Genomic DNA, 16,045 nt, shown 5'->3' with positions numbered 1-16,045 from the left:
GGGTGGATTCGAGGTGAACGGCGAGCTTCAGTGCGCGGCGACCGCGCGTTCCTGGTATTCGCGCGGTGTGCAGCCCAGCTCGCGCCGGAACACCGCGTACATGTATTGGAGCGACGTGAACCCGCAGCGGATCGCGACCTCGGCGCTGGACGCCTGCCGGCCCGCGAGCAGCGCCTGCGCTGATTCGAGTTTGTGGCGCAGGATTTCCTGGTGCACGGTGCGCTGCAGTTCGCGCCGGAAGTGTTCTTCGAGCAGCGAGCGCGACACGCCGACGTAGTCCGCCACCTGCTCGGTCTTGATGCCCTGGCACGCGTACTGGCGAATGAAGTGGCGTGCGCGCATCACGTACGGACTCGTGAGCGGCTGGTGGCGGGTCGATTCGAGCACGTTGATCCCGACGGGCGGCACGAGAATCCGCCGGTCGGGAAAACGCGCGCCGCGCAGCATCTGGTGCAGCAGGTGCGCGGCGGTACGACCCATTTCCTCGGTGCCCTGGATCACGGACGACAGCGGAATGCGCGTAAGCGTGCGTGTGAGCGGGTCGTTGTCGATGCCGATGATCGCGACCTGTTCCGGCACTGCGAGGCCGGCGATCAGGCACGCCTGCAGCAGGTGCCGCGCGCGCGCGTCGGTCACCGCAATGATGCCGACAGGCTTCGGCAGCGCATGAAGCCAGCCGATCAACTGCTCGATCGCGTGGTTCCACCCCGACGCGCTCGTCGACAGCCCGCGGTAGATCGCCGCATCGGCGCCGTCCGCGTGCGAGAGCCGCTCGAACGCGCGTTCGCGCTGCTGCGCCCAGCGGTTCTCCTGCGCGACGGGCAGGCTGTACATCGCGAAGTGCGGCAGCCCGGCGCCGATCAGGTGCGTGTACGCGAGCGACACGAGCTTCGCGTTGTCGGTCGCGATATACGGCACGTCGTCCGGATACTGCGCCGGATCCTCGTAAGACGAGCCGACCGCGACGATCGGCAGCGGCGAGCCGGCGAGCGCGTCGGCGACGGCCGGATCGTCGAAGTCCGCGATGATGCCGTCACCGTCGAAGCGCTCGATGCCGGCGAGCCGGCAGCGGAAGTCGTCTTCGAGGAACAGGTCCCAGACCACGCGCGTCGAGCGCAGGTACTGGCCGATGCCGCTGATGATCTCGCGGTCGTAGACCTTGTTGGCGTTGAACAGCAGCGCGATGCGGTGCGGCGTCTGGGTGGAAGGGGCGCGATTCATCTCGGTCTCGAAGCGCGCGCCGACCATGGCGTCGCGTCGTTGTCTCCGGGCGCGCGGGCCAGGCCGCGCGGCTGTCTGATCTGTCTGGTGTCCGGCGATTGTAGGACGGAACGCGTGCCGTGCGCAGCGCACTGGCAAGAATCGTTAAGCGTGCTGCGCAATTTCGCAATTGCGGGTGCGAGGGCGTGCGGGCACGATCCAGCCAGATCGAATTCGGCTCGCACGCCACCGCGATGCGCGCCGCACTGCAACAAGAAACCGGACGGAGACGCCATGTCGTATTTCGAACATATTCCCGCGATTCGCTACGAAGGTCCGCAGTCGGACAACCCGCTGGCCTATCGGTATTACGACCGCACGAAACAGGTGCTCGGCAAGACGCTCGAGGAGCACCTGCGGATCGCGGTGTGCTACTGGCACACGTTCGTGTGGCCCGGCCACGATATCTTCGGCCAGGGCGCGTTCCGGCGGCCATGGCAGCAGCCGGGCGACCCGCTCGAGCGGGCGCGGCAGAAGGCCGATGCGGCATTCGAGTTCTTCACGAAGCTCGGCACGCCGTTCTATACGTTCCACGACACCGACGTGTCGCCGGAGGGCGATAGCCTGCGCGAGTACGTCGAGAACTTCGCGCGGATGACCGACTACCTGGGCGAGCGTCAGCAGGCGACGGGCGTTCGGCTGCTGTGGGGCACCGCGAACCTGTTCTCGCATCCGCGCTTCGCGGCGGGCGCGGCGACCAACCCGAACCCCGACGTATTCGCGTGGGCGGCCACCCAGGTGCGCCACGCGCTCGACGCGACGCATCGGCTCGGCGGCGAGAACTACGTGCTGTGGGGCGGCCGCGAAGGGTACGAGACGCTGCTCAATACCGATCTCGTGCGCGAGCGCGAGCAGTTCGCCCGCTTCCTGTCGATGGTCGTCGAGCACAAGCACCGGATCGGCTTCAGCGGCGCGCTGCTGATCGAGCCCAAGCCGCAGGAGCCGACCAAGCACCAGTACGACTACGACGTCGCGACCGTGCACGGTTTCCTCACGCAATACGGATTGCAGAACGAGATCCGCGTGAATATCGAAGCGAACCACGCGACGCTCGCCGGTCACTCGTTTCATCACGAGATCGCGAACGCGTTCGCGCTCGATGTGTTCGGCAGCGTCGATGCGAATCGCGGCGATGCGCAGAACGGCTGGGACACCGACCAGTTCCCGAACAGCGTCGAGGAGCTGACCCTCGCGTTCTACGAGATCCTGCGCCACGGCGGCTTCACCACCGGCGGCATGAACTTCGACGCGAAGGTGCGCCGCCAGAGCGTCGATCCGGAAGACCTGTTCTACGGCCATGTCGGCGCGATCGACGTGCTCGCGCTGGCCGTCGAGCGCGCGGCCGTGCTGGTCGAGAACGACCGGCTCGACGCGCTGCGCCGGCAGCGCTACGCGCAGTGGGACAGCGCATTCGGCCGCGAGATCCTGTCGGGCGGCTACACGCTGGAGTCGCTCGCCGCCGACGCGCTCGCGCGCGGCGTGAGCCCGCAGCATGCAAGCGGCGCGCAGGAGCGGCTCGAGAACATCGTGAACCAAGCGATCTACGGGCTGCGCTGACACCATGTATATCGGACTCGATCTCGGCACGTCAGGCGTGAAGGCCGTGCTGCTCGACCGCGACGGGGCGGTGCGCGCCAGCGCGAGCCGGCCGCTGGCGGTGAGCCGGCCGCGGCCGCGCTGGTCCGAACAGGCGCCGCGCGACTGGTGGGACGCGGCATGCGGCACGCTGGCGGCGCTCGTCACCGACGCACGCGCGGCCGGCATCGATCCGCGCGACATCGATGCGCTCGGCCTGACCGGGCAGATGCACGGCGCGACGCTGCTCGATGCGCGCGGTGATGTGCTGCGCCCCGCGATCCTGTGGAACGACGGCCGCGCGGATGCCGAGTGCGCGGAACTCGAGCGGCTGGCGCCCACGCTGCGCGCGGTCGCGGGCAACCTCGCGATGCCGGGTTTCACCGCGCCGAAGCTGTTGTGGGTGCGCCGGCACGAGCCGGACGTGTTCGCGCGCATCGCTCACGTGCTGTTGCCGAAGGATTATCTGCGCTACCGGCTGACCGGCGTGTTCGCGACCGATCCGTCGGATGCCGCCGGCACGCTGTGGCTCGATGTTGCGAAGCGCGACTACGGCGACACGCTGCTCGCCGCGTGCGGGCTGTCGCGCGCACAGGTGCCCGCCGTGTTCGAGGGCAACCGCATCACCGGCACGCTGCAGCCGGCGGTCGCGCGTGCGCTGGGGCTGCGCGATATTCCGGTCGTCGCGGGCGGCGGCGACAACGCGGCCGGTGCGGTCGGCGTCGGCATCGTGCGGCCCGGCGATGCGCTGCTGTCGCTCGGCACGTCGGGCGTGTATTTCGCGGTGTCGGACGGTTTTCGCGCGAATCCGGAATCGGCGGTCCACAGCTTCTGTCACGCATTGCCGCGCACCTGGCACCTGATGTCGGTGATGCTGAATGCGGCCGGCTGCGTCGATTTCACCGCGCAACTGGCCGGCTACGACGGCGTTGCGGCGCTGCTCGCCGATGCCGAGGCGAACGCGCGCGCGGATCGTCCGTGGTTCCTGCCTTATCTGAGCGGCGAGCGCACGCCGCACAACGACGTGAATGCGAAAGGCGTGTTCTACGGGCTGACGCCCGACACGCAGCGCGCGGATCTCGCGAACGCGACGCTCGAGGGCGTCGGCTTCGCGCTGCTCGACGGGATCGACGCGCTGCATGCGGCCGGGCTCGCGCCCGACGGCATCACGGTCATCGGCGGCGGCTCGCGCAGTGCGTACTGGACGCAGATGCTCGCCGACCTGAGCGGCCGCGCGCTGACCTTGCGCGCGGGCGGTGAAGTCGGCCCGGCGCTCGGCGCCGCGCGGCTCGCGCGTCTCGCGCTCGAACCGGATGCGCCGCTCGACGCGGTGTGCCCGCAGCCGCCCGTGGTGACCGTGCGCGAGCCCGACATGGCGCGCCACGCGTGGTATCGCGACGTGAGGCGGCCGACGTTTCGCGCGCTGTATCGCGCGCTCGAACCGGTGTTTGCGGCAGGTGCGGGTCACACCGCATGAAGCCTTGCCGTGCGGTGGCAAGACGATGGGCGACCTGCTTCGGCGGCGGCCCGGCGTTCGTGGAGTGGTCCAATAAATAGAGGAGCGGAGACATGCAATCAATGAAGCGTCGTACCGTATTGAACGCGCTGGCAGGCGCTGCCACGCTGGCGGCCCTCACGCTGGGCGCGCCGCTCGCGCATGCGAGCAAGGACAAGCCGGAGATCGGCTTCTGCATCGACGACCTGCGGGTCGAGCGCTGGTCGCGCGATCGCGACTACTTCGTGGCCGCCGCCACGAAGCTCGGCGCGAAAGTGTCCGTGCAGTCCGCGGACGCGAGCGAGGAGCGGCAGATCTCGCAGATCGAGAACCTGATCTCGCGCGGCGTGGATGTGATCGTGATCGTGCCGTTCAATTCGAAGACGCTCGGCAACGTCGTCGCCGAAGCGCGCAAGGCGGGCATCAAGGTCGTGTCGTACGACCGGCTGATCCTCGACGCCGACGTCGATGCGTATATCTCGTTCGACAATGAGAAGGTCGGCGAGCTGCAGGCGCAGGGCGTCTACGACGCGAAGCCGAAGGGCAACTATTTCCTGCTCGGCGGCGCGCCGACCGACAACAACGCGAAGATGCTGCGCGAAGGACAGCTGAAGGTGCTGAAGCCGGCGATCGATCGTGGCGACATCAAGCTCGTCGGCCAGCAGTGGGTGCCGGAATGGAGTGCGTCGACCGCGCTGCGGATCGTCGAGGATGCGCTGACCGCGAACAACAACAAGATCGATGCGATCGTCGCGTCGAACGACGGCACCGCGGGCGGCGCGATCCAGGCGCTCGCCGCGCAGCATCTGGCCGGCAAGGTGCCGGTGTCCGGGCAGGACGCGGACCTCGCGGCGGTCAAGCGCGTGATCGCCGGCACGCAGACGATGACCGTCTACAAGCCGCTCAAGCTGATCGCGAGCGAAGCGGCCAAGCTCGCGGTGGACCTCGCGAAGGGCACGAAGCCCGCCTTCAACGCGCAATACGACAACGGCAAGAAGAAGGTCGACACGGTGCTGCTGCAGCCGACGCTCCTGACCAAGCGCAACGTCGACATCGTCGTGAAGGACGGCTTCTATACCCAGGCGCAGCTGGCGAGCCAGTAACGGCGCGGCGCGCGGGCGGCCCACCGGGGCGTCCGCGCGCATACTGCGAGGCATGAGCGAATGACCGAACCCTTGCTGACGATGCGCGGCATCGTCAAGGATTTCGACGACGTGAAAGCGCTCGACGGCATCGACCTGATGGTGCGGCCGGGCGAGTGCGTGGGGCTGTGCGGCGAGAACGGCGCGGGCAAATCGACGCTGATGAAGGTGCTGTCGGGCGTTTATTCGCACGGTACGTGGGACGGCGAGATCCGCTGGGAAGGCGCGCCGCTCGTCGCGTCCGGCGTGCGCGACACCGAGCGCGCGGGCATCGTGATCATCCACCAGGAATTGATGCTCGTGCCCGAACTGTCGGTCGCCGAGAACATCTTCCTCGGCAACGAGATCACGCTGCCGGGCGGACGCATGCACTACGCGGCGATGGTCCAGCGTGCCGAGGCACTGCTGCACGAGTTGCGGATCGACTCGATCAACGTCGCGCAGCCGGTGATGAACTACGGCGGCGGGCACCAGCAACTGATCGAGATCGCGAAGGCGCTGAACAAGCGCGCGAAGCTGCTGATCCTCGACGAGCCGTCGTCGTCGCTGAGCGCCGCGGAGACGCGGATCCTGCTCGACATCGTGCGCGACCTGAAGCGTCGCGGCGTCGCGTGCGTGTACATCTCGCACAAGCTCGACGAGGTCGAGGCCGTGTGCGACACGGTGACCGTGATCCGCGACGGCCGCCATGTCGCGACCGAACCGATGCGCGCGCTGACGACCGACCGGATCATCGCGATGATGGTCGGCCGCGAGATCCGCGACCTGTATCCGCGCGAGCCGCACGAGATCGGCGACGTCGTGCTGGAAGCGCGCAATGTGACCTGTCGCGACATGACGAACCCGCGCCGCAAGCGGGTCGACGACGTGTCGTTCAGCGTGCGGCGCGGCGAGATTCTCGGCGTCGCCGGGCTCGTCGGCGCGGGCCGCACCGAGCTGATGCAGGCGATCTTCGGCGCGTATCCGGGCGCGTGCACGGCGACCGTGCTGATGAACGGCCGGCCGCTCACGATCCGCTCGCCTGCCGACGCGATTCGCGCGGGCATCGCGATGGTGCCCGAGGATCGCAAGCGCCACGGCATCGTGCCGCAGCTCGGCGTCGGCCACAACATCACGCTGGCGGTGCTGCGGCGCTTCGCGGCGCGCGGGCGGATCGACGCGGCAGCCGAACTGGATGCAATCCGCACCGAGATGCAGCGGCTGTCGGTGCGCGCCGCGCACCCGTTCCTGCCGATCTCGAGCCTGTCCGGCGGCAACCAGCAGAAGGCGGTGCTCGCCAAGATGCTGCTGGCCGAGCCGCAGGTGCTGATTCTCGACGAGCCGACCCGCGGCGTCGACGTGGGCGCGAAGGCCGAGATCTACCGGCTCGTGTTCGCGCTCGCGAAGCGCGGCGTCGCGCTGATCGTCGTGTCGTCGGAAATGCCCGAGGTGCTCGGGCTTGCCGATCGCGTACTGGTGATCGGCGAGGGCGAGCTGCGCGGCGATTTCGTCAACGACGGTCTGACGCAGGAACAGATTCTTGGCGCCGCGCTGAAACCCGGCCGGCTGCCGACCGAACCCACCGCAACGAGCACGACATGAATTCCGAACTTTCCTCCTCTACCGCCGCGACGCCGGACGCCGACACGCGCCGTCCAACTGGCCGTCCAACTGGCCGTCCGCTTCGCCAGATTTTCGTGCGCTACAAGGTGCTTGCGCTGCTGTTCGCGGTCGTGGCGATCTGGGCGTTCTTCTCGGTGCTGACCGACGGCGCGTTCGTCACGCCGCGCAACGTGTCGAACCTGCTGCGGCAGATGTCGATCACCGGCATGCTCGCGTGCGGGATGGTGTTCGTAATCATCGCGGGCGAGATCGACCTGTCGGTCGGTTCGCTGCTCGGGCTGCTCGGCGGCGTCGCGGCGATTCTCGACGTGAACCGCCACTGGCCGCTTGCCGCGACGGTGCCGACCGTGCTCGCGCTCGGCGTGCTGGTCGGGCTCTTCAACGGCTGGTGGTCGACCTACCGGCGCGTGCCGTCGTTCATCGTCGGGCTGGGCGGGATGCTCGCGTTTCGCGGGATCCTGCTCGGCGTGACGGGCGGCTCGACGATCGCGCCCGTGTCGGACGGCTTCGTGTTCCTCGGGCAGGGTTATCTGCCGCGCATGGCGGGGGACGGTCTCGCGCTGCTGCTGTTCGCGCTCGTCGTGCTGCTGGTCGTGCGACAGCGCGGCACGCGGCGCCGCTACCGGCTCGCCGTCGCACCGGTGTGGCAGGACGCCGTGAAGATCGCGGGCGCGGGCGCGGTGCTGTTCGCGTTCGTCGCGACGCTCGACCGCTACGGCGGCATTCCGGTGCCGGTGCTGCTGCTGCTCGCGCTGCTCGGCATCTTCTCGTGGATCGCGACGCAGACCGTGTTCGGCCGGCGCATCTATGCGGTCGGGTCGAATCTCGAGGCGACGCGGCTGTCGGGCGTCGATACCGATCGCGTGAAGCTCGCGATCTTCGCGCTGATGGGGCTGATGTGCGCGTTCGCCGGCATCGTGAACACCGCGCGCCTCGCGGCCGGCTCGCCTTCGGCGGGCACGATGGGCGAGCTCGACGCGATCGCCGCATGCTTCATCGGCGGGACGTCGATGCGCGGCGGGTCGGGCACCGTCTACGGCGCGCTGATCGGTGCGCTCGTGATGGCGAGCCTCGACAACGGCATGTCGATGCTGGACGTCGACGCGTACTGGCAGATGATCGTCAAGGGCGCGGTGTTGGTGCTGGCGGTGTGGATCGACGTGGTGTCGCGCTCGAACCGGCGCTGACGCGGCGCCCGGTCGTCAGTCAACGAGAGAGGCAGACATGAAGCGGAACACGGTGCCCATGCCCGGTATCTCAACGCTGGCGGTCGCGCCGCTCGCGAAACCGGACGTCGAACACGATCCCGGGCTCGCGCTCGGGCTGGATAATCCGCGCGATCGCCGGATCATCGCGGATGCGCTGCGCACGCTGTTGCGCGAGCGCTCGGAAGCCCTCGCGTTCGCATTGCGTCTCGCGGACGAGCACGATCGTCCGCGGCCCGACGCGAGCGATTTCGCGCTGACCGACATCATTCGGCTGGCGCGTATCGTCGAGCGAGCGGAGCGATACGGCGACGCGATGAACGAGGCCGCCCGCGTCGGCGCGCGCTGACGCGCGAGCGGCGCTTTCTGCGCGCTGGCCTGTACGCGCCATTACCGGCGCCATTTCGCGCATCCCGCGCGAACTTTTTCCTTTCCTTTCTTCGGACGATTCTCCGTTGCTCGACTGCTTCGCACGTCGGCATGGATCGGTGCGCGCGATCGACGAACGCGTTGCGGAATTTTCGGTAAAAGCGATCTTCGGCGGGCAACCGCCGGGGGAACGCATGCATTGCACGCATGCCTCGAGACGAAGCATGCGATGTCGAACCGGCGCGTTCGGTTGGGTTGGCGCGTCGACCGATCGGTCGAATCCACGTCAGAATATTTTTGTACTGGAAAGTTACTCAGGTATACGGATAATTCCGCCGGCGGCTTTTTCGCCGTGCGAATCCGATTTGGCGTGCAAGTCATCCGCATGTCATGGGCGCTTGCGAGCCTCCGTGATTCGCGGTGCCGCCGTGCCTGCCGGCCGGTGTCGCCGTGGTCCAACACATACTAAAGTCAACGATTACGAGGTCGGGAAACATGGAAGCAGGAAGCAGCGCGGGCGAATCGATATTCGATACGGGCGCGGAGGTCGACAGCCGTTCAAGACGGCGATTCGTGGCAGGGCTCGGGGCCGTCACGTTGTTGCCCGCATGCGGCGGAGGCGGTGATGGCAGTGTCGCGGCGAAGGTCGCCACGGCGATGCCGGTCAGTCCCGCGCCGAGCGTCGCGGCTGCGCCGGCATCCGGTACCGCCGCGACGCCCGCGCGTTTCAACCATCCCGGGCTGCTGCTCGACGAAGCGGACTTCACACGCATTCGCGACTGCATCAAGGCAGGGGAACAGCCGTGGTCGAGCTGGTGGACCACGCTGTGCGCGAGTCCCGCAACGGATCTCAACGGCAAGCCGAGCGCGCGCAGCGCCGTGTATCGCTCCGACCGCAGCGTCTACGCGATGTACCGGGACATCCAGCGCGCGTATTGCTGTGCGCTGCGCTGGAAGATCTCGCAAGACGATCGTTATGCGGATCTCGCGGTGGCGACGCTCGATGCGTGGTCGGCCGAGCTGAAGCGGGTGTGGACCCGACCGGATGGCTCCACTGCGCCGGAAGACTGGACCGGTTTCCTGATCGCGGGCATTCAGGGGCACCAATGGGCAAACGTTGGCGAGCTCATGCGGACGTATTCCAAATGGGCGCCGGACGCCATCGCCCGCTTCCAGAACATGCTGCTGACGGTGTTCGCGGGCCTCGCGTCGGGGTGGCTGACCGACACCAGCACCAAGGGCCAGCACCTCGGCTCGTTTGCGAACTGGGATCTGGCCGCGCTGTGCGGCACGTTCGCCATCGGCGTGTTTTGCGATCGGGCCGATCTTTATCAGCAGGCGATCGACTACTACAAGGCGAACAACCTCGGCGACTTCCGCGCGACCTTCGGCAACGGCGCGTCGGCGCACAGCGTGTACTTCATGCATCCGGGCTACTTCGGCCAATGGCAGGAGAGCGGGCGCGATCAGGGGCACGCAACGCTGGGCATGTCGCTGTGCGGCGCGCTGTGCGAGATGGCGTGGAAGCAGGGCGAAGACCTGTACGGCTTCGACAACAACCGGTTCCTGGCCGGTGCGGAATACGTCGCGAAGTCCAACCTGCTCGATGCGGCCGGCAAGCCTTACGTGATGCCGTTTGCGCGTCAATGGAGCTCGCTGGGTGTGTTCACCGCGGCCAACAACCAGTCTTATCAAAGCATGCGCGGCTGCTGGGAGCCGCTCTACAACCACTACGTCAATCGCATGGGCATCGATGCGCCGAACGTCACGAAGATCGTCGCGAAGACCGAACAGAACTACTGGTCCGGCAACAGCGACGACATGGTGTTCGGGACGCTCACGCATCGCCTGCCGCCGTATGCGGGGGCGATGAAGGCGCCGGGCGGGCTGTCCGCGGCCAGCACGGGCGGGCGTGTTGTCCTGTCGTGGTGGGGCAGCGTAGGCGCCGCGTCGTACCGGATCAAGCGCAGCACCGTCGCGGACGGTTCGTTCTCGGATCTCGGCGCGGTGGCGGCAGGCGACGTGCTGACCTTTACCGATACGCCGCCAAGCGGTGTCTGGTTCTACCGGGTTGAAGCCATTGGCGCGGCCAGTCAGGGCACCGTGGCCTCGGCTTCGTTGCGGGTGGCGGTTCCAGGCGAGATGCAATTGTCGATGGGGCTGGACGACGGGAGCGGCGCCACGGCCGTCGGCTGGAGTTTCGCGGGCGACGGCACGCGCCAGCGCGTCGCCGGCACACTCGGGCAAGGTGCGGCGTGGGGAGCAGGGCGGCTTTCGGGCAAGGCCGTCGCATTCGACGGTCAACAAGCATATCTGCAGCTTCCTTCCGGGTTGTTCGGTCAACTGAGCGATTTCACTGCGGGAATGTGGGTGTATGCGAACTCGCTCCATTGGGACAGCTGCCTGTTCTTCAGCGGGACCGACAACATCGCCTATATGCGGATCGTCCCGCAAGCGGTCGGCGGGCATCTGCGTTTCGGGATCGCCGCCGCCAGCTTCGACGACGAGCAGTTCGTCGATGCAGGCATCGCATTGCCCACGGGCCGCTGGACGCATGTGGCGGTCACGCTGCAGGGCAACACCGCGAAGCTGTACATCGACGGCCAGGTCGCCGGCAGCAGCGACCAGATCCTGCTGTCGCCGCGCCAGGTTGGCGACGGATTGAGCCTGCTTGGCCGCGATGCGGTGCATCCGTCGTTCAACGGCCGCATCCAGGATTTTCGCGTGTACTCGCGCGCGTTGAGCGATAGCGAGATCGCGGCGCTGGCCACGTAACGGCGGCGCGAGCATGCGGGCCGCCATGGCGGCCCGTATCGGCAGCGCAAGCACGCGCGTCGCGTGGCGACCGATATCGATTCGTTGTCCTGTCGTTCTGTCGTGCTCGTGTCGGGCTGGCGCTGCGTTTGTCGCGCGGCCGGCGCCATTCGTTCTCCGCCGGCCTGCGTTCATCAACAACGACATGAGGAGTGGTTTCATGGATCAGAAAAATGTGCCGGCATGCGAGCCGGCCGAACATCAAGCGGCGGACAGCCGCATCGAAAGCAACGCCCGACGACACTTTCTGCTGAGCATGGGCGGTCTCGGCGCCGCAACCTTGCTTTCCGCCTGCGGCGGAGCAGACGGCGGCGGCCCGCTGGCGGCCTCGGTCAAGGCCGCTGCTGCCGGCCTCGGCGGCGCGGCAGCACAGCCCGCCTACACGTGGGGCAACGTGCGGGTCGTCGCCGGCGGTTATGTGTCGGGCCTCGTCGCGCATCCGTGGGAAGGCGGGCTCATTTATGCGCGCACCGATATCGGCGGCGCGTATCGCTACGACGCGACGAGCAGTACCTGGATTCCGCTGAACGACTGGACGCCGCCGTCGACCTCGCACTGGATGGGGATCGAGAGCATCGCCGTCGATCCGGGCAATCCGAACATGCTTTACATGGTCGTCGGCCTCTATACCAGCTGGTGGGCCCAGAACGGCGCCGTGCTCGTATCGTCGGATCGCGGCGCGACCTTCACGTCCTATCCGTTGGGCCTGCGGGTCGGCGGCAACCAGGACGGGCGGCAGGTCGGTGAACGGCTGCAGGTCGATCCGAATCATGGGTCGACGCTGTTCTACGGCAGCTCGAACGCCAGTTCGCAACCGGCCGCCAACGGCCTGTGGAAGAGCGCCGACAGCGGCCAGACGTGGGCGAGGGTGAGCGGCTTCAATGCGCTGTCGAGCGACGATACGGGCGCCGGCGTCGCGTTCGTCGCATTCGATCCGCGCTCCGGCGGCAACGGTTCGCCGAGCCAGATCCTGTTCGCTGGCGTGTCGACCGGCACGGCGGTGTCAACCCTGTATCGCAGCGGTGACGGCGGCGTGACGTGGAACGCGGTCGCGGGCGGCCCGGCGAGCCCGATGATGCCGCAGCGTGGCCTGATCGGGCCCGACCGCAACCTGTATGTCACGTATGGCAACGTCGCGGGCCCCAACAGCATGACGGCCGGCCAGGTGTGGAAGTACAGTGTCGATGCCGGCACGTGGGAGAACATCACGCCGACTGCGGCGAGCAGCTACCCGTCGGGTTTCAGCGGTCTGGCGGTCGATCCGTGGAACCCGGGCGTCGCAGTCGTCATGACGATGGATCACTGGTGGCCGAGCGACACGATGTATCGCACGGGCGACGGCGGCAAGACGTGGACGGACGTCGGCGCGCAAGCAGTGCGGGACGCCAGCCTGGCGCCCTGGTTGACGGATGGCAACGCGCAGGCCGGGTTCGGCAACTGGGGGCAGGTCATGATCGATCCGTCGAACATCGACCACGCGTTCTATTCGACCGGCGCGACCATCTGGAGCACGACCAACCTGACCGACGCCGATCGCGGCCTGCCGACCCGCTGGACCATCGGCGCCAATGGCGTGGAGGAAACCGCCGTGCTCGCGCTGGCGTCGCCGACGGCAGGCGCTCCGCTCATCAGCGGCCTCGGCGACATAGGCGGGTTCGTGCATACCGATCTGACCCAGGCACCGAAGCGGTCGGCGGGGAACATCAACGGCGGCAACGGCACGGGTGTCGATTTCGCCCGAAACGCTCCCGCGAAGATGGTGCTGGTCGGGACCGGCGTGGCGGGCGGCAGTGCGTTCGGCGCGGTTTCGCAGGACGGCGGCACGACATGGACGGCCTTCGCCAACCAGGCCGGCTCGTCCAAGGGGGCCGGCACGGTGGCCCTGTCCGCGGACGGGCGCGCGATCGTGTGGGCGCCGTCCGACGTGGCGCCGGTCTACTCGACCAACAACGGCGCGAGCTGGAACCCGTGCGTGGGGGCGTGGACGAACACGCCGCTGCCGGTCGGCGTCCAGGTGCTGTCGGATGGGCTCAACGCCAACCTGCTCTATGCGTGGGATGGCACGAACGGCGTGTTCTACGGCAGCGGCGACCAGGGCGCGACGTGGCAGATGTCCGCCAAGGGCCTGCCCGCCAACGGGAAGGCGTCGACGGTGACCGGCATCCAGGGGCAGATCTGGCTGGCGACGTCGTCCGGCCTCTATCGCAGCAGCAATTCGGGCTGGACCTGGGACGCGTTCCAGCCGGGCGTCGTCACGTCGGCGATCTCGGTCGGTTTCGGCAAGGCGGCGCCGGGCGCGAGCTATCCGGCCATCTATCTGGCGGGCACGGTCAATGGCGTGATCGCGCTGTTCCGTTCCATCGACCAGGGCGCGACCTGGGTGCAGATCAACGATGCGCAGCATCAGTGGGGCGGCTACGCATTGGTGGTCGGTGACCCGCGGACGTTCGGCACCGTCTACGTGTCGCCGAACAGCGGTCGCGGCATTGTGTACGGTACTTCGTCAACCTGATCGATCATCTCGACATCGTGACTGCAGCGGGCCTCGACACGATAGGTGTCGAGGCCCGCTGCGCTATGCGCGGAGCGTGCATCGCGGCAGCAATGCGGGAGATGTCGGCGACCGTCCCGTCGCCGGCTAATCCGCGCACGGCGTAGTTGTCCCACAGCCCACCTAAGTTGTTCTGCCGCGCGACGCCCGCGACCCAGTCGTACAGGTCCTCGCCACGCGTCGCGGCGACAGTCTGGCCCAGTTTCGCATCGACGCAGCTGACCGCGAACGGCATCTCCATCCTGAGAGTAGAAGATGGCGCATTGTGGTGGCCGATCGTTACGCGCTGGTTGCGGAACTGTTTAACGTCATGCGGCGCGATCGAGACCGTCCCGCCTTCGGAGAATGGTGTCTAGTTTGCTTTCCTAAACAGATCGAGTATCGAAAGCAATGTGTGCGTCACGAATGGCGTGACGCGTCGACGCGGCTACGCGTGCGATGCGCCGGCTTCCAGCCGGAACAGGGACACCGACTCGGCAAGCTGGCTTCCCTGTTCCTCGAGCGACCTCGATGCGGCGGCGGCTTCTTCGACGAGCGCCGCATTCTGTTGCGTGACTTCATCCATTTGCGTGATGGCCAGGCCGACCTGCGCGATGCCGCGGCTCTGCTCGTCCGATGCCGCGGCGATCTCGCCCATGATGTCCGTCACGCGTGCCACCGCCTGCGTCACCTGGTTCATGGTGTCGCCCGCATTGTTCGCGAGACGCGAGCCATCCTGAATCTTCTGGACCGATTGCGTGATCAGTTGCCGGATTTCCTTCGCGGCGGTCGACGAACGTTGCGCGAGGCTTCTCACTTCGCTGGCCACGACCGCGAAGCCGCGGCCTTGTTCGCCCGCGCGCGCCGCCTCCACGGCCGCGTTGAGCGCGAGGATGTTCGTCTGGAACGCAATCCCTTCGATCATCCCGGTGATCTCGGCGATTTTCGTCGAGCTGTCGCTGATGCCCGTCATCGTTTCGACCACCAGGCCGACCGCGGCGCTGCCGCGCTGGGCGACTTCCGATGCGTTATTGGCCAGCGAGCTCGCCTGCTGCGCATTGTCGGCGTTCAGTCGCACGGTGGACGTCAATTCTTCCATGCTGGAGGCGGTCTCCTGCAGCGATGCGGCCTGCTGTTCCGTACGCGACGACAGATCCTGGTTGCCGGACGCGATTTCGCTCGCGCCTGTCGCGACATTGCCGGACGCAATGCGGACCTGCGAAATCAGACGCACCAGATTGGCCTGCATTTCGCGCATGGAAGCCAGCACGCTGCCGCGCGGTGCGTCGACGGTGGCGGACCCGGCGGCGAGATCGCCGCTGGCGATGCGACGCGCGATGTCGCTGAGAGTGGCGGGCTCCGTGCCGAGCGAACGCGTGAGCCCTCGCACGATGATGACGCCCGCCGCCACCGCGCCCGCGACGGCGGCGATACAGATGACGATGAGCAGCGCCCGCCGGGCCGCGTAACGGTCTTCCGACTCTTTCACCATCTGCACGGCGCGTTCGCGCGTGTACACGATATAGGCCTGCGATGCGTCGACCAGTTGCGCCAGAAGCGGTCGGCATTGTTCGTTCATCATCGTGATGGCCTGGTCGCGCCGGTTGTTCAGTGCGGCGTCGACGATGGCCCGTGCCACCGGGCCATACCTGGCCTCGACCTGGTCGATTTTCCGCACCAGCTCGCGCGCCTGGTCGGTTGCGTCGCTGCCTTCGCCGACGGCGGTCCTAAGTGCGGCGAGCCGTGTGCCGACATCGCGGTCGGCCTGCAGCGCGGCTTCCTTCTCGATCTCGATGTCGTGCGGCGTTGTCACGAGCACCAGGTTACGCGCCGCGATGGCGCGCCGATCGACGGCGACTCGGACCTTGGCCGCCAGTTCCGCGCGAGCGTTGATACCGTTGACGTAGCTCGCGAACACCGCGTTCGCGTTGCTGAGCGATACGACGCCGAGGAACGAAACGAGCAGCACCACGCATGTCAGAAGGCCGAATGTAAGGGTGAGTTTGGTACGCACCATTAATTGTCTGTTATCCATCTGTCATGCCCCGTTGCG

At 67.4% G+C, this 16,045-nt stretch carries 11 protein-coding genes; 8 read left to right on the top strand and 3 right to left on the bottom strand.

All coding sequences use genetic code 11. The features are described 5' to 3' along the window. Positions 1-27: 27 nt before the first annotated feature. Positions 28-1,221 carry a XylR family transcriptional regulator gene (locus ACTRWB_RS17825; RefSeq protein WP_446902700.1) on the bottom strand — a complete coding sequence of 398 codons (1,194 nt, stop codon included), beginning with the start codon at positions 1,219-1,221 and terminating at the stop codon, positions 28-30. 273 nt (positions 1,222-1,494) lie between these two features. On the opposite strand from ACTRWB_RS17825, the gene xylA reads away from it, so the two are divergent. From xylA to ACTRWB_RS17785, 8 genes are all read left to right on the top strand, one after another. Beyond that, a complete protein-coding gene (gene xylA, locus ACTRWB_RS17820; RefSeq protein WP_446902699.1) occupies positions 1,495-2,817 on the top strand; it encodes a xylose isomerase in 1,323 nt (440 codons plus the stop codon). A gap of 4 nt (positions 2,818-2,821) precedes the next feature. Next, positions 2,822-4,312, top strand: a complete 1,491-nt coding sequence (gene xylB, locus ACTRWB_RS17815) for a xylulokinase (protein ID WP_446902698.1) — start codon at positions 2,822-2,824, stop codon at positions 4,310-4,312. A 92-nt stretch (positions 4,313-4,404) separates the two neighbouring features. Next, complete coding sequence (xylF, locus tag ACTRWB_RS17810; protein WP_446902697.1) at positions 4,405-5,433, top strand: D-xylose ABC transporter substrate-binding protein; 1,029 nt, start codon at positions 4,405-4,407, stop codon at positions 5,431-5,433. A 60-nt stretch (positions 5,434-5,493) separates the two neighbouring features. Then, entirely contained in the window at positions 5,494-7,053 is a 1,560-nt protein-coding gene (gene xylG / locus ACTRWB_RS17805) for a D-xylose ABC transporter ATP-binding protein (RefSeq protein WP_446902696.1), read from the top strand. After that, positions 7,050-8,261: a sugar ABC transporter permease gene (locus ACTRWB_RS17800; protein WP_446902695.1), complete on the top strand. Its 1,212-nt coding sequence runs from the start codon at positions 7,050-7,052 to the stop codon at positions 8,259-8,261. The genes xylG and ACTRWB_RS17800 overlap by 4 nt, the downstream gene beginning before the upstream one ends. Positions 8,262-8,319: 58 nt before the next feature. After that, positions 8,320-8,628: a hypothetical protein gene (locus tag ACTRWB_RS17795; RefSeq protein ID WP_446902694.1), complete on the top strand. Its 309-nt coding sequence runs from the start codon at positions 8,320-8,322 to the stop codon at positions 8,626-8,628. Between the two features lie 515 nt (positions 8,629-9,143). Next, positions 9,144-11,423, top strand: coding sequence for a LamG-like jellyroll fold domain-containing protein (locus ACTRWB_RS17790; RefSeq protein WP_446902693.1), 2,280 nt, complete (start codon positions 9,144-9,146; stop codon positions 11,421-11,423). 199 nt (positions 11,424-11,622) lie between these two features. Next, complete coding sequence (locus tag ACTRWB_RS17785) at positions 11,623-13,974, top strand: WD40/YVTN/BNR-like repeat-containing protein (protein ID WP_446902692.1); 2,352 nt, start codon at positions 11,623-11,625, stop codon at positions 13,972-13,974. A 4-nt stretch (positions 13,975-13,978) separates the two neighbouring features. Here the strand turns inward: ACTRWB_RS17785 and ACTRWB_RS17780 are convergent, their stop codons facing one another. Continuing rightward, the gene (locus tag ACTRWB_RS17780; RefSeq protein WP_446902773.1) at positions 13,979-14,248 is read right to left on the bottom strand and encodes a hypothetical protein; all 270 of its coding nucleotides are present in this window, start codon (positions 14,246-14,248) and stop codon (positions 13,979-13,981) included. 192 nt (positions 14,249-14,440) lie between these two features. Then, positions 14,441-16,027 carry a methyl-accepting chemotaxis protein gene (locus ACTRWB_RS17775; protein ID WP_446902691.1) on the bottom strand — a complete coding sequence of 529 codons (1,587 nt, stop codon included), beginning with the start codon at positions 16,025-16,027 and terminating at the stop codon, positions 14,441-14,443. Positions 16,028-16,045: the final 18 nt, after the last annotated feature.

It is taken from the genome of Burkholderia sp. YIM B11467, assembly GCF_052952715.1.
Note: the sequence above shows the minus strand (reverse complement) of the source record. Positions and strands in the feature narration are given on the sequence as shown.